Annotated in this window: 19 protein-coding genes; 9 read left to right on the top strand and 10 right to left on the bottom strand. The window is 45.8% G+C overall.

Going from position 1 to position 19,273, the window contains the following annotated elements:
* The first annotated feature begins 85 nt into the window (after positions 1–85).
* Entirely contained in the window at positions 86–1,867 is a 1,782-nt protein-coding gene (gene aceK / locus EK374_RS05745; protein WP_127020979.1) for a bifunctional isocitrate dehydrogenase kinase/phosphatase, read from the top strand.
* A 28-nt stretch (positions 1,868–1,895) separates the two neighbouring features.
* Positions 1,896–2,579, top strand: a complete 684-nt coding sequence (locus EK374_RS05740) for a tRNA-uridine aminocarboxypropyltransferase (RefSeq protein ID WP_233280342.1) — start codon at positions 1,896–1,898, stop codon at positions 2,577–2,579.
* A 23-nt stretch (positions 2,580–2,602) separates the two neighbouring features.
* Here the strand turns inward: EK374_RS05740 and EK374_RS05735 are convergent, their stop codons facing one another.
* The 3 genes from EK374_RS05735 to EK374_RS05725 form a co-directional block, all read right to left on the bottom strand.
* The gene (locus EK374_RS05735) at positions 2,603–3,508 is read right to left on the bottom strand and encodes an aspartyl protease family protein (RefSeq protein WP_127020977.1); all 906 of its coding nucleotides are present in this window, start codon (positions 3,506–3,508) and stop codon (positions 2,603–2,605) included.
* 77 nt (positions 3,509–3,585) lie between these two features.
* Positions 3,586–4,386, bottom strand: a complete 801-nt coding sequence (locus EK374_RS05730) for an alpha/beta fold hydrolase (RefSeq protein WP_127020975.1) — start codon at positions 4,384–4,386, stop codon at positions 3,586–3,588.
* The gene (locus tag EK374_RS05725; protein WP_127020973.1) at positions 4,377–5,390 is read right to left on the bottom strand and encodes a DUF2817 domain-containing protein; all 1,014 of its coding nucleotides are present in this window, start codon (positions 5,388–5,390) and stop codon (positions 4,377–4,379) included. The genes EK374_RS05730 and EK374_RS05725 overlap by 10 nt, the downstream gene beginning before the upstream one ends.
* Positions 5,391–5,564: 174 nt before the next feature.
* On the opposite strand from EK374_RS05725, the gene EK374_RS05720 reads away from it, so the two are divergent.
* On the top strand, positions 5,565–5,813 hold the full coding sequence (locus tag EK374_RS05720) for a hypothetical protein (RefSeq protein WP_127020971.1): 249 nt from the start codon (positions 5,565–5,567) through the stop codon (positions 5,811–5,813).
* On the opposite strand, the gene EK374_RS05715 is transcribed toward EK374_RS05720, so the two are convergent.
* Positions 5,779–6,666 (bottom strand): LysR family transcriptional regulator, encoded by an 888-nt coding sequence (locus EK374_RS05715; RefSeq protein WP_127020969.1) that lies wholly within the window; start codon positions 6,664–6,666, stop codon positions 5,779–5,781. The genes EK374_RS05720 and EK374_RS05715 overlap by 35 nt on opposite strands.
* Positions 6,667–6,775: 109 nt before the next feature.
* Here EK374_RS05715 and EK374_RS05710 point away from each other — a divergent pair, with 109 nt between their 5' ends.
* Positions 6,776–7,951, top strand: coding sequence for an MFS transporter (locus EK374_RS05710; RefSeq protein WP_127020968.1), 1,176 nt, complete (start codon positions 6,776–6,778; stop codon positions 7,949–7,951).
* 25 nt (positions 7,952–7,976) lie between these two features.
* Here the strand turns inward: EK374_RS05710 and EK374_RS05705 are convergent, their stop codons facing one another.
* Complete coding sequence (locus tag EK374_RS05705) at positions 7,977–8,498, bottom strand: GNAT family N-acetyltransferase (RefSeq protein WP_127020966.1); 522 nt, start codon at positions 8,496–8,498, stop codon at positions 7,977–7,979.
* Between the two features lie 78 nt (positions 8,499–8,576).
* A complete protein-coding gene (locus EK374_RS05700; RefSeq protein WP_127020964.1) occupies positions 8,577–10,094 on the bottom strand; it encodes an alanine/glycine:cation symporter family protein in 1,518 nt (505 codons plus the stop codon).
* Positions 10,095–10,209: 115 nt separating this feature from the next.
* On the opposite strand from EK374_RS05700, the gene EK374_RS05695 reads away from it, so the two are divergent.
* The 4 genes from EK374_RS05695 (at position 10,210) to EK374_RS05680 (ending at position 13,847) form a co-directional block, all read left to right on the top strand.
* A complete protein-coding gene (locus tag EK374_RS05695) occupies positions 10,210–11,505 on the top strand; it encodes a sensor histidine kinase (RefSeq protein WP_233280341.1) in 1,296 nt (431 codons plus the stop codon).
* A complete protein-coding gene (locus EK374_RS05690) occupies positions 11,502–12,587 on the top strand; it encodes a sensor histidine kinase (RefSeq protein ID WP_127020962.1) in 1,086 nt (361 codons plus the stop codon). The genes EK374_RS05695 and EK374_RS05690 overlap by 4 nt, the downstream gene beginning before the upstream one ends.
* Positions 12,574–13,305, top strand: a complete 732-nt coding sequence (locus tag EK374_RS05685; protein ID WP_127020960.1) for a LytR/AlgR family response regulator transcription factor — start codon at positions 12,574–12,576, stop codon at positions 13,303–13,305. The genes EK374_RS05690 and EK374_RS05685 overlap by 14 nt, the downstream gene beginning before the upstream one ends.
* Before the next feature lie 218 nt (positions 13,306–13,523).
* On the top strand, positions 13,524–13,847 hold the full coding sequence (locus EK374_RS05680; RefSeq protein ID WP_127020958.1) for a DUF3718 domain-containing protein: 324 nt from the start codon (positions 13,524–13,526) through the stop codon (positions 13,845–13,847).
* Between the two features lie 17 nt (positions 13,848–13,864).
* On the opposite strand, the gene EK374_RS05675 is transcribed toward EK374_RS05680, so the two are convergent.
* The 4 genes from EK374_RS05675 to EK374_RS05660 form a co-directional block, all read right to left on the bottom strand.
* Positions 13,865–15,466 (bottom strand): methyl-accepting chemotaxis protein, encoded by a 1,602-nt coding sequence (locus EK374_RS05675; RefSeq protein WP_127020956.1) that lies wholly within the window; start codon positions 15,464–15,466, stop codon positions 13,865–13,867.
* A gap of 192 nt (positions 15,467–15,658) precedes the next feature.
* Positions 15,659–15,898, bottom strand: coding sequence for a hypothetical protein (locus EK374_RS05670; RefSeq protein WP_127020954.1), 240 nt, complete (start codon positions 15,896–15,898; stop codon positions 15,659–15,661).
* A gap of 179 nt (positions 15,899–16,077) precedes the next feature.
* Positions 16,078–16,200 (bottom strand): hypothetical protein, encoded by a 123-nt coding sequence (locus EK374_RS21005; RefSeq protein ID WP_267898326.1) that lies wholly within the window; start codon positions 16,198–16,200, stop codon positions 16,078–16,080.
* A gap of 333 nt (positions 16,201–16,533) precedes the next feature.
* Positions 16,534–18,132 (bottom strand): isocitrate lyase, encoded by a 1,599-nt coding sequence (locus EK374_RS05660; RefSeq protein WP_127020952.1) that lies wholly within the window; start codon positions 18,130–18,132, stop codon positions 16,534–16,536.
* Positions 18,133–18,324: 192 nt separating this feature from the next.
* Here EK374_RS05660 and EK374_RS05655 point away from each other — a divergent pair, with 192 nt between their 5' ends.
* Positions 18,325–19,266, top strand: a complete 942-nt coding sequence (locus tag EK374_RS05655) for a LysR family transcriptional regulator (protein ID WP_127020950.1) — start codon at positions 18,325–18,327, stop codon at positions 19,264–19,266.
* Positions 19,267–19,273 lie beyond the last annotated feature (7 nt).

Raw genomic sequence — 19,273 nt, 5'->3', positions numbered from 1 at the left:
TTCTCCACCATCCACCTCAACCAACAATTGATATCTGGTCGGATTTCAGTTATTTCTAAACTAAGGTACTTCAGGATCTATGGTTATGCTGCAAGCTACAGAAATAGCTGATCTTATTTTAAAAGGCTTCCGCCGCCATTTTGGCTTGTTTCAAAAAATAACGGCATTTGCACAACAAGGTTATGCTCAGAAAAACTGGCTGGAGTTGCAACACATCAGCTCGGAACGTATTTCTTATTACGATTTAAGGGTAACGGAAACGCTGACCTTACTGCAGCAAAAGCTGACGGGGACAGAGCTAAATGAATGCCTGTGGCAACAGGTGAAGCAGCAATACCAACAGTACTTGTTGTTTCATCCTCAGGCTGAGCTGGCAGAAACCTTTTATAACTCGGTATTTTGTCGTTTGTACGAACGTAAGTATTTTCATAATCAGAATATTTTTGTCGAATCCACCTTAAACAAACAACGTTTACCAGCTCCTATCGCTTCGGTGTATGAAAGTTATTTCCCGGCCCAATATGGCTTGAAGCAAAGCATCAGAGCTATTGTCGCCAGCTTTCATTTGCAAGCACCCTTTGTCGATTTAGAGCGGGATATCCGCTTGTTGGTGCGCACTTTTATCAGCCAGTCCAGTCATGGTCATTTTCCGGTGCACCTGGTGAGGTTTGATATTTTAAAATCGCTGTTTTTCCGTAACAAAGCGGCTTACATAGTTGGACGGGTAGTGACACCTGACGGCCAGCAGCCTTTTATTATTCCGCTGTTGCATCAGGACGATCGGGGTATTTGTATGGATACGCTGATCACCGACCCACAACAAATGACCATCATTTTTGGTTTCTCCCGCGCCTATTTTATGGTGGAAATGACAGTTCCTTCGGCCTTAGTACACTTTCTAAAAGAGCTGCTGCCGCATAAAACTCTGGCCGAACTCTATTCGTCTGTGGGCCTGCATAAACAAGGAAAAACAGAGTTTTACCGCGAGCTGCTCACCCACCTGGATAAATCCAGCGATCAGTTTGTAGCAGCGCCGGGTATACGTGGCATGGTGATGATGGTGTTTACCCTGCCCTCTTTTCCTTATGTGTTTAAAGTCATTCGCGACAAGTTTGCACCGACCAAAGAATTTGGCCGCGACACGGTAAAAGCCCGCTATTTTCTGGTGAAAAAACACGACAGGGTCGGTCGTATGGCAGACACCATGGAGTACTCAGATGTAGCCTTACCACGCAATAGATTCAGCCCGGAATTACTGCAAGAATTGCAGCAAAGCATAGCGGGTTCTATGCAGATTGAAGATGATCTGGTCATTATCAAACATTTGTATATCGAACGACGCATGCTGCCACTGAATTTGTATTTAGAGCAGGCAAGCTATGAGCAAAAAGTGAAGATGATGGCCGATTATGGTCAGGCGCTGAAAGATATGATTGCCGCCAATATTTTTCCTGGTGATATGCTGCTGAAAAACTTTGGTGTGACCCGCCACGGCCGGGTAATTTTTTATGATTACGACGAGGTGCAGTACCTGCTGGATGTCAATTTCCGTTTTATTCCAAAAACGGACAACTATGACGATATGTTAAGTAACGAGCCCTGGTATTCAGTTGGCCCCGGTGATGTATTCCCGGAGCAAATTACCACTTATGTCACGGCGCAAAATGATATCCGCCAAATGCTTATTCAAAGCCACCCAGAACTGATGGATGCAGGCTACTGGCAACAAAAACAACAGCGCATTCGCGATGGCATAGTGGAAGATGTGTTTCCGTATCCACAACACCAGCGTTTTCAGTTTCTGTATCCGGCGGAGTATGCAAAAGAGCAAGGCTTAAGTACAATGCCGCCGCCTGAGCAGACATAGTGTCTGGTGGCAATCAAGGATAAGCTTTGTGTCTCATATCAATTCAGTGATGGCGCTGCGTGAGCGCGAACTGCAAAAAACAGTCAGGGTGTTTAATGCCCGCGGTAGCCGGGTTATTCGCTGTCCTTTGTGTTTATTGCCTGTGCCTGACTGTATTTGCGCCGCCAAACCACAAGCCTCCAGCCGCAGTGCCTTTTGTTTTGTCATGTACAAAGGCGAAGCTTATAAACCCACCAATACAGGGCGATTAATTGCCGATGTAGCACCGGAAAATTTTGCTTTTGTCTGGGACAGAACCCAACCCGACCCGGAGCTTTTAGCATTACTGCAAAACCCCAAATACGCCCCTATAGTGGTATTTCCACAGCAATATGCATCACCGGCGCGTTGTATTGATCAGGTAAACACAGGCGATAAGATCCCACTTTTTGTCATGCTGGATGGTACCTGGCGCGAAGCGAAAAAGATGTTCAGCAAAAGCCCCTATTTGGATGCTTTTCCTGTGCTGGGTATTCAGCCAAAACAAAGCTCTTTGTATCAACTGCGTGAAGCGGCGCATGATCATCAGCTTTGCACTGCAGAAGTAGGTATTGCAGTGCTTGAACTGGCTGGCGATATGCAGGCTAGTCAAGATTTGGCCGATTATTTTGCGGTTTTTCGTAAAAACTATATAGCTGGCAAACCGCATATTACCTTATTGCAAATGGACTGAGGGTTGCCTTTATCCTTATCTGGTCAAGGCACTGCGATATGGGCACGCCAGTTTTTGCAGTCAAGTGTCACGACAAAATGTTTAAGAACATCGTAACCCAGCAACCCTTTAGTGGCGGCACCACTGACAGCACTACGTGAGGATGTACGATAAGAGTCTTTCACATTCATCACAACGCCTTCATCAGGTACTGTCACTAATACGTTCTCCATTTCAAAAGGCCCTACTTTCAGATAAGAAATGTTAAAACTTTCTACATTTCCCGAGTGAACAGCGCCTAAGGCAGAATGTTTTAACAACCCCCTATTGTCCAACCAACCCCGATCTTTTGCGAATTGCCGGCTGACCACTAAGCCTCCCGAATTTCCGGTATCCAGAGTCAACCAGAAACTTTTGCCATCTATCGTTTCAACTTTGATAGCCGGTAAATTTCGATTGCGATTTTTCTTCAGCTCTACATTGGCCAATTTTTTCATATCAAGCAAGGAATGCGGTAAAAACCGCATTTTCTGATGAGGATAATCAAACTGCACAATAAAATTTTGCAGAAAGGGCAAACCGAATAACAAAATGGCATCACCTAATTGCGCAGGAGCCAGAGCGTCCAGTTCAAACCTTTGCCCGAACATCTGCACTGGCACTGCATTAACTAAGGCTTTTGTTTCTTCACCAAACACGCCCTGAAGCCTGATCTTGTCTCCAAAGCTTAGTTTGTCTTTATTTAGATCGACATAAACGGCATTTATCGCATTAATTTCAGAACCGGAATCGATAATAGCTTTACGGGTTTGTCCTTCGAACTCAACATCAATAGTCACTACTCCCGAACGGGATGTAAAAGGCAGCCAACCGTCCTTGTCCACAGGTGAAGCTAAAACTGTGTCTGTTGTTATCAATACAGCAAAAAAAATAAACAACCTGTACAACATCAAATCTATCCTTGAATTTATCGCGGCTTGAAACACGATACCAGTCCAAGCCCTTTGTTCCAAATCGTAAAACTAACTTATCCCGGTGAGCCCGGCAAGTGTGAATAAACAGATTCAAGGGACAAAAACCATGTGAAAAGATGTTGTATCAACCAGTCGGCCTCGTCTATCGCTAAATCATGGCCTGCAGAGGGATGAATATTTAAAGGTGCCTGTAATCTTTGTGCGAGCGCTTTACTGCACATAGATGACACTAGCCTGTCATTCTGACTACTTAACACATTCACAGGGCACAATGGACTTTGCGTTAACCTAAATCTGCTGGCAGCCCACAGTTGGCGTAGCGCATTAACCCGGCTGACTGGTTGCTCGATAGCCCATTGCTGCCATTGCTTTAAAATGTCCGGCTGTAGTGACGAGTTAACTGTCATTTGCCATATCAGCTCTTCGCGCTTTAATGGGCCTGCCAGCAAACACAGCAATACTTTCAGATAGTTACGGGGCTGTAGTCGCTGCCAGAACGGGTTTAACCCTGCACTACTGCTGTTCATCAATACCAGAGATTTCACTTGTTCTGGCGCTGCAAGAGCCCAATCCAGCGCCAACATGCCTCCCATAGAAATAGCGACTAAGTGCACGGCTTGCCCCTGATATTGCGGATAACGTTCAGCCCATTGTTGTTGTAGCTGAGCTCGCATGGCTGGTACTGAAGTGGCCGATCGTTGCAGGTTTAACAGTCCACAACCCGGCAAATCCAACGTAAATACAGGGCGTTTTAATTGTTCACTCAGCAAGAGAGGAAAATTCAGCCAATGCCTGCTTTCCCGCAATAAGCCGCGGATCAGCAGTACAGGTGTATGTGTCGAACTCAGTACCATAGTTCCATCGCCTCCTGCCTGAGCATGCGAGGGAACATAGCTCTGCGCCATTGCTGGTGTGAAGCCGTAGCGGCAATCAGGAAATGAAATAAAGTTAAATGAGTACGCAGCACCCGCTTTACCCTGTGGGGTTTCACCGGATGAAATAAACCTAAACTGGACAATAACTGAAACGGGTTTTTGCGCACCCAGTTCCATGACCCCATTTCCAGAGTTAAAGGTAAAAACAGAGTATTCTGCTGCAACGACTCGTCATACAGATAATCCCATAAATCGCCATGACATAAATAATGCAACGATTGAGGTTCAAACTGATAAGCCTGATGAGGATAGCAGTCAAACAACAGCTGCCGCAGCCGGTATAGTTCAGCCAAATGCGGCAAAGGTTTGCGGCTTTTGGCATAAGGAAACCAGATCCGATCGACCTGACCAAAACCTGAGTGGCAATCCAAAACTAAGCTAAAAGGACTTTGAAATAGCTTTTGCCGCACCAGCTCAAATAAAACCTGACTTTCGGCTTCGGGTTGCTCCGGGTTGCCTCTGTACCAGGGCAAACGGGCGGAATACTGATGCCCACCGACCAAAAATGCAGCTGTGGTTTCACAATTCACTGGGGCGTTACGCATTAAATCCACCCCATTGCCATTGCTTCGCCTGTGATTCGCCATACCGACAGGATTGACCATAGGCAGCACTAAAACATTCAACTGACTTAGCTGATGCTGTAAACCATGATCCCACTCCAGACGCTGCAACAGACTTTCCAGAAAAGCAATCAGCACCGCCGAGCCTATACGCTCCAGCCCATGCACTCCACCTGTCAGCAACAGTGTAGGTTTGGTGGCGTCAAAAGCGGCCAACTCAATTAAGTAACTTGGGTAGGAATGCAGATCGGAGTGAAAACGCGCCAGCTCCGTCGCTTTGACAGTGGCAGGTAAACGCTCAATTAAAGCCTCCAGCCGGATCAGTTCGGGTAACAGAGAGCGGTGTCTTTTGCTTTGCACAGTCAGAGCCAATGAATTGAATTATCAACAGAATAAAAGCTTATACTGAGATTGTTTGGCTTTTTTTGATGAACTTTTAGTGACAAACACTGCCCAAAATCGCCGGGACAAAGCGCTGGTAATCAGGCGTCGCTCCATGCATACTTTTAACAACAACCTAAACAGGAGACTATGATGCGTTTTACCCTTGTACTGCTGCTGGTCTTACTGCAAAGTGCCTGTGCTTACAGTCAAAGAGGTTCAGACGAATGGTGGTACGACAAAATGCAGCGGGATCATCGCTCTCAATGCAATCAGTTACCTGCTCAGGTCAAAGCCCAATGTCTGGAACGTCAGGGTGGAAGTTATGAAGACTTTTTAAAACAACAAAAGAACCAACAACATCAGCCTACAGCACCAACTTCTGAGTCAGAAAGTCGATAAAACAACGCACTCTGGGATTGGCCTCTCCTTCGCTGTAATACACTGCATACACAGGCATCAACACTTGCTCCCTTAAATGTTCAAGCACAGGGACTAAGCGGCCGGCTCTGATGTCTTCCTGCGTCATAAAACCAGATAAGCAGGCGATACCATTGCCATGCAATACTAGCTGACGGACAGTTTCGCCGCTATCTGCTGTCAGATAAGGCGTAATTTTATACAGCTCTCCGTCATGATCCCGCAAAGGCCAGCGATTTAAATGTTCAATAGAACTAAAGCCAATACAGCGATGTTTGACTAAGTCAGCCAGGCTTTCAGGGGTGCCAAAACTGGCCAGATAGTTAGGGCTTGCTAATAAACGCCGGAACCCTGCACCTAGTTTTCTGGCCTTTAAACTCGAATCCGTCAGCTCACCAAAACGTATGGCAACATCGACCCGCTTTTCAATCAGATTGATAAAAGATTCAGACGAATCCAGCGTCAGTTCGATTTCCGGATAAAGTGCCAGAAACTCCGCAACCAGTGGCACCAGCTGATGCAAAATAAAGGGTGTGGCTGAATCAACACGCAACTTCCCAGCGGGTTTATGGCTTCTGTCCATTAAAAAATGATCGGCCTGATTCAGCTGACGCAAAATACTGCAGGCTTGCTGATAATACCATTCGCCCTCAGAGGTAAGCCTTAAACTACGGGTCGTGCGCACCAGCAACGCCACGCCAAGGCGCTGCTCCAGCTGCTTTACTCTGCGGCTAACAACTGAAGTGGCCTGACCCAATTGTTCGGCTGCAGCCGTAAAACTGCCGGTTTTCACTACAGTGACAAAAGTGTCCAACTGTTCTGTATGCCCTGCCATTATTGCCCCCATAGCAACAGATATTTGCCATTACATCTATTTTTCACAATAACAAATTCCAGCACACTGACGCCACTTTAATTCACCTGATCATAAACGGAGAACTGTTATGCCACTCGCTTTATGGGCCTTAACCTTAAGCGCCTTTGCCATAGGCACCACTGAATTTGTTATTGTGGGCTTATTACCTGTCATAGCTGCCGATCTGGCAGTGTCTTTACCTTCTGCTGGCCTATTGGTCAGTTTATATGCCTTAGGTGTTGCTGTGGGTGCGCCAGTCTTAACGGCACTGAGTAGCAAATTGCCGCGCAAAACTTTGCTGATAGGCTTGATGGCACTCTTCACACTCGGCAATTTACTGGGAGCTATGGCACCGGATTATTATTCGCTGATGCTGGCCAGGGTGCTAACCGGGATGGCGCACGGGGTATTTTTCTCAATAGGTTCCACTATTGCCACCAGTCTGGTGCCAAAAGAAAAAGCCGCCAGTGCAATAGCCTTAATGTTTACCGGCTTAACTGTGGCGTTAGTAACTGGTGTGCCTTTGGGTACTTTTGTTGGCCAATATCTGGGCTGGCAGGCTGTGTTTTACGCAGTTGCGGCTTTAGGTTTTATTGCCATGATAGGTTCGGCCATTCTGGTGCCAAACCACTTAACACAGCAAAAATCAGCGACTTTTGCTGAGCAACTGCAGGTGCTGACTGAACCCCGTTTACTGATGGTCTATGCCAAAACTGCCTTAGGTTATGGCGGCAGCTTTATCGCCTTTACTTATCTTGCGGCTATCTTGCAGGACGTATCAGGTTTCGACACAGACCATATAGCCCTGCTGATGCTGCTTTATGGCGTATCAGTAGCTGTGGGCAATATCTGGGGCGGGACGCTCGCCGATAAAAAAGGCCCGATAGCCGCGTTGAAACTGATCTTTTTAGGTCTGGCTGCTGTGTTGTTACTGCTAAGCTTTACCGCACCACATCCTGTGTTGGCAGCTTTGACAGTATTGTTATGGGGAGCAGTAGCTTTTGGTAATGTGCCGGGATTACAGCTTTATGTAGTGCGCCAGGCCGAGATTTACACCCCAAAAGCTGTGGATGTGGCCAGTGGCCTGAATATAGCCGCCTTTAACTTAGGCATCGCCTTCGGCGCCTGGGCCGGTGGTGTAGTGGTCAGTCAGTTTGGTCTGATGTATACCCCCTGGATAGGAGCTTTAATTGTATTGCTGGCTTTTGGCCTGACTCATATCAGCGGTAAGCTGGATCAGAAGCAGGTTGCTCAGCCTGTCTGAGCTAACAAGCGAAAAAGCCTGACTTTTAAATAGCAGGCTTTTTCGTTAAATACATACGGTAAAAGTCGACCATTTCATTTTTATCCGGTACCAGCACCTGACCATCCTGTTCAAAACCCAGTTTCTGCAGTAAAGATTTAGAAGGCAGATTAGCAGGAGATACAATGGCTACCACTGTTTTTAAAGCAGTGTGGTCCGCGGCATAAGCTAATACAGCCTGTGCTGCTTCATAGGCGTAACCCATACCAAAAAACTCAGGCAGATAGGCGTAACCTAAATCAGTTTCTGTAAGAAAGTCGCGTTTAATTAAACCACACATTCCAATACTCTGGCCTTGTTGGTTTTCCACCAGCCACATGCCATAACCATGCTGGGCATAACTGGCAATAGCGCCCTGTTGCAGATTGTTTTCGGCATCCTCAACAGTGCGTACGCCTTTGTCACCTATATGGCGCAAGAAGGCCGGATCGCTATATAAACGCAGTGCAAAAGCCGCATCCCTCAGCTGAAGTTCACGTAAGGTTAAACGTAGAGTTTTACAAATCAACTCAGCCTCCTATTCCATCTCTTTAGTTAAAAAAATAAGGAGCCATTTTCAGGCTCCTTATTGATCAGACATCTTTATTTACTTATTTTCTTGTTGCTGTTTTTCCAGCCGTTTTTCCCAGAAAGTTGCATTTTTAATGCCTAATTTCACTGGGTCGAAGTTAATAGGTCCACCACTCTTTTTCTGCTCTTCATAGTCACGTAAGCAGCGCATAGTCGGCTTGTACATAAAGAAGATAACCAATATGCCTATGACGTTGACCCACGCCATAATACCAACACCCAAATCACCAATATTCCAGATATAACCAGCACTGTTCACTGTGCCGTAGGCCACCATAAACATTAACAACAGTTTGAACACCAGTGTTGGTAACTTATTGTTAAATATGCGATTTAAGTAAGCCACATTAGTTTCTGTAATGTAGTAGTAGGCTAAAATGGTGGTAAAAGCGAAGAAGAAAATAGCAAGGCCCGCAAATACCTGACCAAATTGCCCAAACACACTATGCAGGGCCATTTGGGTAAAGGCAGGTGAAGCAACGACTGTGGCGGCGTCAATATTCTGCAGTATCATGGTACCAGTGCCGGCAGCAGCATTAAAATCTTCGGTCTGGATGTTGTATTGCTGAGTGATCAGGATCATTAATGCCGTTGCAGTGCACACAAACAAGGTATCTACATAAACAGAAAATGCCTGCACTAACCCCTGCTGAGCAGGGTGTTCAACCTCTGCAGCTGCGGCTGCATGCGGGCCAGTGCCCTGACCTGCTTCGTTAGAATAAATACCACGTTTCACGCCCCAACCTATTGCTGCGCCAAAACCTGCCTGAGCGGTAAAAGCATCACTGAAAATCAAACTGAATATGGCAGGAACTCTGTCCAGATTCAGAAACACAACAATCAATGCCAGCACTATGTAACCCAAGGCCATAAAAGGCACCACAATTTGGGTAAAGTTAGCGATGCGTTTGATACCACCAAAGATGATAAAAGCTAAAATAATCAGAATAAAAGCCAGCCCAATCAACTTGTTACTACCTACTTCACCAAAACTGGTCACCACTGCAGAGCCCTCACCAAAAACCTGAGTGATAGCATTTCCAACTGCATTGGCTTGTACGCCAGGCAAAAAGATACCGCAGCCAATGATGGCAGAAATAGCAAACAAAATACCCAACCAGCGCCAGCCCAGACAACGTTCGAAATAATAAGCAGGACCACCACGGTACTGACCGTTTTCTTCCACTTTATAAATTTGGCCTAAGGTCGATTCCACATAAGCAGTACTTGCGCCTAAAAAGGCCACTATCCACATCCAGAACACAGCACCAGGTCCACCAAAACCAATGGCGGCAGCGACACCGGCAATATTACCTACACCAACCCGGCCGGATAAAGACACAGCCAAAGCCTGAAATGACGAAATACCTTTCTCGGATTCACTGTTATTAAGCATCAGTTTGCACATTTCTTTGAAATGACGCACCTGAGCAAAGCGGGTTAATATTGAGTAAAACAACCCTGCACCAAGGCAGAGGTAAATCAGCGCCGGGCTCCAGACTATGCTGTTTAGCGTACTAATAAAGCCTTCCATTTCCCTTCCTTATAATTATTCTGAGTTTAACTTTTCAAACGCCGCTTAATTTGCCATATCAAAAGCAGAATAGCTACGCAGCCAGCTGATTTGCCTGAGTTCTGCGTCCATTTGCATGATGCCAGCTCATTTTTATCTGGTGTTTGTTGCACCTTATTACCATAACGCAGGCAAAAGCGTGCGCCTATCGTTATTTTTTCATCTGTCACTGCAAATCCCAACACAATCTAACCAAAGCACTGCAGCTGATAGCCGCTTGTCACAGCTTAGCTTCCTGTGGGCCATTGTTATGGTCGATTTAACTAAGTCTTTGGTTATACTGGCTACATCAACAGCTGCGGGAGCTCTCCTGGTGTTTAATGCGGATATAAAGCCTTTGTTGCGTCACCACAGCCTGTTTTGGCTGATTATCTTTGCACTCAGTGCATTTAGCTGGTGTCTGGATTTTTTTATCTGGCAAAAAGCAGAGGCTCTATATTATTTAGGGATGAATTTTGCCAGTGATGCTGCAGCGTGGATGATCACCGGAGCTTTAGTTGTCTGGTCTCAATATAAAATTAGGCAGCATAGTTTTTCTATTTGGCAATTGACGCTGGCGGCACTGTTGTTGACCTGTATCTATGTGCCATTGGAAAACGCCTTCTGGCTGCTGCCAATGAAAAATGAGCAATTTGATCCTCGCTTCCTGCTAAGCAATCTCGACAGCAATACCCTGGCTTTTTTTGTCTGGACCACTCTTTATCTGGCCTATATTCTGAACCAGCAACGCTTGTTTCGTCTGGCAGAATCAGCTCGTTTAAGTCAGAAAATACAGCAACTTGAATTGCAGGCTTTGCGGCATCAGTTGAATCCGCATTTTACCTTTAATGCACTGAACTCCGTATGCGCTCTTATTGAAGCTGAACGTTTTGACGACGCCGAATTAATGTCTGAGCAACTGGCGTCTTTTTTACGCTACTCCTTGAGCAGCTCTCCGGATAGCCTGGTAAAACTGGCAGATGAACTGGCTGCTATCGAAGCTTATCTGGCCTTACAAAAAACCCGCTTTGGCAACAAACTCAAAGTGGACTGGAAAATTGATCAGGACATAGGTCAGCACCTTATTCCACCTTTGTTGCTGCAACCTTTGGTTGAGAATGCCATTAAATATGCTGTTGCCACTCAACAACAAGGTGCCACTATTACCATTGCCGGACAACAACACAAGGGGAAGCTTTGCTTACAGGTTGAAGACGACGGCCCAGGCAAACACGCAGCGAAACAGTTAACACAAAGCTCAGGCGTTGGTTTAACTAATATTCAAAACCGCTTAAGCCAGCACTTTGGCAGTGCAGCCAGTTTAGTAGTGCAAGCCAGGCAACAAGGCTTTCTGGTTTGTATTCAACTCCCGCTGCAAGGGGTTTCCGGATGAATTCAACTGTGACATGGAGTGTGGACAAAGGCAGATTTTGGTACTGGCATTTAGTCTTTTGGCTGACTTATTTACTGATTAAGTTTATCCATCTGGCCGTGTTAGTCCCGCTGGAGAACAGGACAGTATTTCCTTATCTGGTCATTTACACCCTGATTAGTCTGGTGAACTTTGTGGTGACAGGTTATCTGGGTCAGAAGGAGCTGACACAAAACATCAGCATTAAACAACAGGCGATGCGGCTAGCCTGGTGGCTGATCCCATTGTGGCTGATATTAACTCCTGTACGTCAATATCTGATGATGAATTATGCTTTGCTGCCCTCAGAAACCGATTCCCTACTGCGGTATGCGTTGGCTTTTAATTTGGTGCTGCTGCCCATAGCTGGCTGGTTTGCGTTGTTTTTAGTGTATAAAGCCAACCTGTTAAACAGAGCAGAGTTCAGGCAACAACAGGAATTGGCCCGCCAGGCCCGTATTGCCCGCTTAAAAGTGTTACGTTATCAGCTTAATCCTCATTTTATGTTTAACACCTTAAATGCCCTGAATTCTTTAATAGTGCAACACAAAGGCATGGATGCTGAAAATCTGATCCTGCAGCTATCTACTTTCTTACGGCACTCGCTGAAAAACCATACTGAACATTTAATTCCACTGAAAGAGGAACTGGACGCCTTAGCGTCTTATCTGGCGATTCAACAGGTTCGTTTTGGTGATCGGCTGGACATAAACTGGCAGTTAGACGAGCAGGCCATGTTGCAAAAAGTACCGCCGCTTTTGCTGCAGCCTTTAGCAGAAAATGCCATAAAGTATGCAGTATCTGAAATTAAAGGCCATGCCTGTATTAATGTAGAAGTGACTCAACAGTCTGCAGTTTTAGTGCTAAAGCTTTCAGATAATGGCCCTGGCACTGAATTGGCTGCAGGTTGGCCAAAACAAGCCAGTTTTGGCAGTCTGCACAATCTGGCGGAACGCCTGAGCTTGCTGTTTGACGGTAAAGCCAGCTTAAGTTTCAGTCAGGAACCTAATAAATTCACCGGGCAAATATCTTTACCTCTGGAGTTACTGCATGCAGCAGATTAAAACTGTGATAGCTGACGATGAGCCGCTGGCCATCAGTAATTTAAAAGCTAAGCTGGCTACATATCCCAATATTCAAATTGATGCCTGTTTTGATAACGGTGACGAAACACTGGCCTATTTACAGACCACTGCTGTGGATCTGGTATTTTTAGATATTCAAATGCCAGGGCTTAAAGGCATTGAAGTACTAAAGCAGCTGAATAAATCCTCAGCTATGGCAGCACCACTCATTATTCTGGTCACGGCTTATGACAACTATGCCTTTTCAGCCTATGAGCATTTTGCTTTTGACTACCTGCTTAAACCAGTATCACGCCAAAGATTGGCGCAAACACTGCTGGATGCCAAAACGGCCTTGGATAAACAACAGGATATGCCAGTCCCGGCACCACAAAGTAAGCTGACATTTAAAACCGGGACTTCAACCTTGTTGCTGGATGATATTGATGTACTGATGATTGAGGCCGCAGGCAACTACATGTGTGTCTATACCTTAAGTGAAAACCTGATCATCCGAGAAACCATAAAAGAGCTAATGCACCGTTTACCTGTGCAGTTTGCGCAGGTACACCGCTCAACTATTGTAAACTTGCATCACGTACATAAGGTTCAGCCTCACAACAACGATTACCAGTTGTTGCTGTCAAATGGCCAGACAGTAGCTGCATCCAGACGCTTTAAAGCGGATTGGTCGTCGCAATTACTTCCGGGAAAATAGCCAGTCCTCTTTAGTATCGCGAAGCAATTAGCCCGCCAAAGTTCAAAATCTGGCGGGCTTTTTTGTGTCTTTTTTACGCTAAAAGTAACCAAAAGCAAGGCCTGTCCTCTGGTCACTTTTGCCGTTCCTCTGGTCACAGAAGGTAGGAAAATCAAGGCTTTCAGCGCCAAAATACAGTCATGGCAAAAGCCATACATCAAAATACAGAGGGCTATCAAATGAACACAAAACTAATTTTTGCCGCAGTTGTATTTACTTTATCCGCCACCGCCAGTGCTCAAAACGCTATGGATCCGATGATCGAAAATGTAGTAGTTGAGACCTGCACCCATGCGCAGGATGATGATCGAATCAGTCTGAACAAAACACTCAAAGCCAACCGCTTATCCAAACAAAGGGCGGTAGATAAAGTAGTCTGTAACGGCAAAACCTTAGTGAACTTTGCTCGCAGTGCAAAGGCTGACAAAGTTGTTGCTATGCTTGAACCTTACGAACAACGTTCAAAAGGTAAAGTCTCCATTTCTGATATCGTTGCACCTTAATAAACGCAATCTGGAGCCTATAGCTTGAATTGTGACACCCTAGCGCTTAATTGGTCAGCCAGTTCAGTCATAGACTGCGCGGCCTGACCAATTTGCCTGTTGCCGGTTAACACCTGATCCCCCAACAGCCTGAACTGCTGCACTTGTCCTCTGATATGAGCCACATCTTGCTGAGCGTCACTGGCAATAGTAGCTGACTGCTGGCTGACATCGGCAAGTTGCAAAATGACAGTGCGGCTTTGCTGTAAAGTGTCTACCAAGGCCAAAGACAACTCAACAGACTGGGCAGCTTGTTGTTGATTCGAGTCCATAGTGCAGACGGCCGACTGAATTGCCCCTACTATCCTTTCCAGCATGCTGTTAATTTCGACTGTTGATTGATGAGTACGGGTGGCCAACGTTCTGACTTCATCTGCAACCACAGCAAAACCCCGGCCTGATTCACCGGCCCGCGCCGCTTCAATGGCTGCATTTAACGCCAATAAGTTTGTTTGCGCTGCGATATCCGCAATAGTTTTAACCACAGTAGAAACCTGATCCCCGGCTACTTTCAGGGTTAACAGCATTGAAGCCGTTGTTTCTATATCCTGAGCTAAGGTATGAATACTGTCAGAACTTTGTTTCACCTCAAGCTGAGCCTGTGCCAATTGTTTAGCGCCTTGCTGGGCCTGGGTTGCAGCGGAGGCCGAACATTCGACACTTTGCAGCATGTGCTGCTCTAAATGCTGCATCAGAGTCACTAAACGCACTATATCCTGCTGCAAAAGTTGCACTGAATGGGCTGATCCGTCTGTGCTGCTGCGTAGCTCAGCCACCGCAGAGCCAATGCGGCTTATCGCAGTTCGGACATCATGCATACCGGCGCTGAACATCTGCAATAATGTGGTCAGACTGCCGGACATTTGCCCTATTTCGCCTTGTTGCTCTGAGTTAAACTGCACTGTTAAATCACGTTGTTGTGCCAGTTGATTAATTTGTCCGGACAATTGCTGTATCGGAACGGCGATTTGGCGCTGAGCCATGATAAAAGCACCCAGCGCGACCAAAACCAACAGAGAGATTAAACTTAAGATCACCACCAGACTTAAAGACAATTGTTGCGCTATTGCCATGGAACCAGCATTAGCTTCCGCTGCGACTTCGCTGCGCAACTCATCCAAACGTTTTGCCAAAACTGCAGCGTGCCGCGTTAAATCAGTCAAACGTTCACGGGCTAAATCCCAGTTAACATCAGATTGTGCCATTACTGCACTCAGGTCATTGACGGCCTGTTGGAAAGCGGACAACTCCGGGTCCAGAGAAAGCTGTAATTGCTGACTTAACTGCTGGTTAGCCTGCTGTAAATTCTGTTCGAGTTGCTGTTGCCTGTCAGCAAAACCAGCGCTGTCCAAAGTCGTGCCATACAGAGAATAACTTGCCAACACCAGCTCCTTGCTATTGGACAGCAACATATCCAACTGAGCTAAAACAGGTAAAGTCGTTCCGGTAAAATTATCGACCCGCTGCCGGATTTGCTGATTATTGCTCAGCAGCACTGCAGCTGACACCAGAGCAACGATCAATACAGCCGCATAGCCTGCAATAATTTTATGACGTATAGAGTGAAGCATCAGGGCCATAGGCTCCTCCGGTAGATAAAATAAATCGATGCAAACTCATCCGATCGAATGAGCATTTTTCTAAAGACCGACCTTACCGGTTTAAACTTTCTTAAACTCCTCGTCAAAGCTTGAAATTAATGCAAAAAGCCGCTGATCTTCATGAAGATCAAGCGGCTTTTTTATTCGCGGGAAAAACTTTAAAAACGTGGTTCAGAGCTGGTCGATTTTTTTAGTGTAATGCCAGGCTATTGCGATCAGAAAAAGTCCGCCAAACAGTAGCGGAAAAAACGCAGGAGACTGCAACAGGCCGGCCTCTGTGCTAAAACTGGCAGCTAAAGCTACACCTAAAGCTGTACCAAACAAAACCCCTACTAATGTCAAAGCAATAACAACAAACTTTAAAGTGTTTTTTAAGTCTTTACGTTTTGCGTTTTGTACTGCGCTTGTCACTTATTCAAACTCCCTTTTTATCAATCAAACCCCATTTAGCCACAAACTATTTTTTCTTCTCCCATATGGTAGACATTGTTAATGGCGACACAAGTTCCTGAAACTATGCCGGAAACAGGTAGGAGGATCAAGCCGCTGATCGAGTAGTAACTGTTGGTACCTTTGCTTGCGTCTATCACTTATAAGGTTTTACGGTCACTGAACATTTCACACTTATTGGTATAAGTCTGATCTTTTTCCGGCATCACCATACAACCGCCAATAAGGGTGATACAACTGATCACGAGTAAAAAGTATTTCAAACAAACCTCCCGTACCAAAGCTTTTACCTGCAGCCTTCAACTCAAGGCGTTTTATGAAACATTATTGTTAAAGCAACGTAATTACAATATAAAAGTGGAATAAAAAAGGCAGCCTCACGGCTGCCAATGTCAGTGTAACCCGACCACGTAAATCAACAATTTCGAAGGGAATATACGTCTAAGCCTTTCAGTTCTTTGATATACCCAAAGTAATTGGAGTTGCAGCGAGGCGACAAGGGCGTGAGACCCCAGGAGCATAGTTCACCTATGTGACTGGGGCGAGAGCACGAAGTCAACAAAGCTGCAGCTTCAAGTACGAAGGGGATCAGTTGGTTAGGAGAACTGATTCATAGTGTTGTCTTTCCCTGAAGCCTTCAGCGCAGCTTCTCCAGAGAAGTACTCTTTATGATCATCGCCAATGTCAGAGCCAGACATATTCTGGTGTTTAACACAGGCAATGCCCTGACGAATTTCTTTGCGTTGTACACCAGCCACATAACCCAACATACCTGCAGCACCAAAGTACTCTTTCGCCAGATTGTCGGTCGACAATGCAGCAGTATGGTAAGTAGGCAAAGTGATCAGGTGGTGGAAAATGCCAGCTTCACGGGCAGCATCAGCCTGGAAGGTCTGGATACGGTTGTCTGCTTCCAGCGCTAATTCTGTGGTGTCGTAATCTGCACTCATCAGTTTGGCTCTGTCGTAAGCAGATACATCTTTACCCGCTGTGTTCCAGGCATCAAATACCTGCTGGCGGAAGTTCAGCGTCCAGTTAAAAGACGGACTGTTGTTGTAGACCAGCTTGGCATTAGGTACTACTTCGCGAATACGGTTGACCATCTCTGCGATTTGGCCGACATGAGGTTTTTCCGTTTCAATCCACAGTAAATCGGCACCGTGCTGAAGCGATGTAATACAGTCCAACACCACACGATCGACACCACTGCCCTGCTTAAACTGGAATAAACCACTGGCTAAACGTTTTGGTTTTAACAACTTGCCGTTGGCTTTTACTACCACATCGCCGTTTTGAATATCAGAGGCGCTTTGAATGTAATCACCATCTAAAAAGCTGTTGTATAAATCGCCTAAATCACCAGCTTCGTTGGTAACAGCAATTTGTTTAGTTAAACCTGCACCTAAGGAGTCAGTACGGGCCACAATAATGCCGTTTTCAATGCCTAATTCTAAAAAGGCGTAACGCACTGCATTAATTTTTGCTAAAAAATCCGCGTGTGGCACTGTGACTTTACCGTCCTGGTGACCACATTGTTTTTCATCCGACACCTGATTTTCAATCTGAATGGCACAGGCACCAGCTTCAATCATCTTTTTCGCCAGCAAATACGTGGCTTCGGCATTACCAAAACCTGCATCAATGTCGGCGATAATTGGCACTACATGAGTTTCAAAATTGTCGATTTTATTCAGCACTTCGGCCGCTTTGGCTTGATCATCTTTGGCACGGGCGTCGTCCAGCTCACGGAATAAACCACCTAACTCACGAGCATCGGCTTGTTTTAAGAAGGTATATAACTCTTCGATTAAAGCTGGCACTGCAGTTTTTTCGTGCATCGACTGATCAGGCTGAGGACCAAATTCAGAACGCAGCGCTGCAATCATCCAACCGGACAAATACAGGTATTTTCGTTTAGTGCTGCCAAAATGTTTCTTAATGGCGATCAGTTTTTGTTGGCCGATAAAGCCATGCCAGCAGCCTAACGACTGAGTGTACTGACTGCTGTCGGCATCATAGGCCGCCATATCTGCACGCATAATGTCGGCTGTGTATTGTGCTATATCCAAACCTGTTTTAAAGCGGTTTTGTAGCTGCATACGGGCAGCCGACTCAGCATTTATAGCGGCCCAGCCTGTTCCTTGTGCTTTGCAGCTCTGTTCCAGTTGTTTAATCGTCTGTTGATAAGCTGACATAATGCATCCTCTATGGTGTTGTCTTTTGTTTGTCAGGCATTTGGTAACTGCCCCTGTTGACATCCACTATAGGTTTCAAAACAAGAATTCATGTAGCTGATTTTTTTGATTCTCGTCATTCATTGTGTGAATATAGAAAGCCTTAAATCAGCGCTTAATCGGCACCTCAGTAGCCATAAGAAGTGAAAGCAGATGAATATCAGTAAAATCGACCTGAATTTGTTGGTGTACCTGGATGTGTTGTTACGGGAAAAAAATGTCACCCGTGCTGCTAATCAGCTCAATATCACTCAGCCAGCTATGAGTAATGGCTTAAAACGGCTGCGGGATTTGCTAAACGACCCTATTCTGGTGCGCACTTCTGACGGTATGGTGCCGACAGAACGAGCCAAAGAATTAGCACCTGTAGTACGGGGTATTTTGCTGACGTTGGAAGAAACCCTACAGCCAAATAAAGATTTTGAGCCAGAACACAGTCATCGCGTATTTCGTATTATGGCCAGCGATTATGCGGCTTCTACTCTTATTCCTGCTTTGCTGAAAAAGCTGCGGGCTCAGGCGCCAGGCACTTCGCTGGATATTATGACGCCGTCTGACGTGACATTTCATGATGTAGAAAACGGCAAAGTGGATATGGCGATTAACCGTTTTGATCAGCTACCACAATCTTTTCACCAGAAGACTATTTGGCGTGATAGTTTCGCCTGTCTGGTCAACAGCTTAAATCCAATTCTTGGCAACTTTAATTTAGACACTTACTTAAAAGCCCAGCATATCTGGGTCAGTAAAACTGGTTTTGGTGTAGGTGTGGGTATGGATCCGGCCGATGTACAAAAACTCGGTTGGGTGGATGAAGCCTTAGCTAAGTTCGGCAAACAGCGCAGCATCAGCGTATTTACCCGTAACTATCATGTGGCTATGCATTTAGCAGTGGAAACAGATTTGATTGCGACTTTGCCTTTACGGGCCGCGCTTTTGTATCAGAATGACGCGACGATGAAAGTACTGGATCCGCCTTTTCCAATTCCGTCTATCGAGCTGAAAATGATCTGGAGTCCGTTATTGCATCAGGATGCCAGTCATATCTGGCTGCGGCGCTTAATTACCGAAGTGGCAGACGAGCTGCATCTTTAACAGAACA

This window comes from Rheinheimera mangrovi (genome assembly GCF_003990335.1).
GTDB lineage: Bacteria > Pseudomonadota > Gammaproteobacteria > Enterobacterales > Alteromonadaceae > Pararheinheimera > Pararheinheimera mangrovi.
Note: the sequence above shows the minus strand (reverse complement) of the source record. Positions and strands in the feature narration are given on the sequence as shown.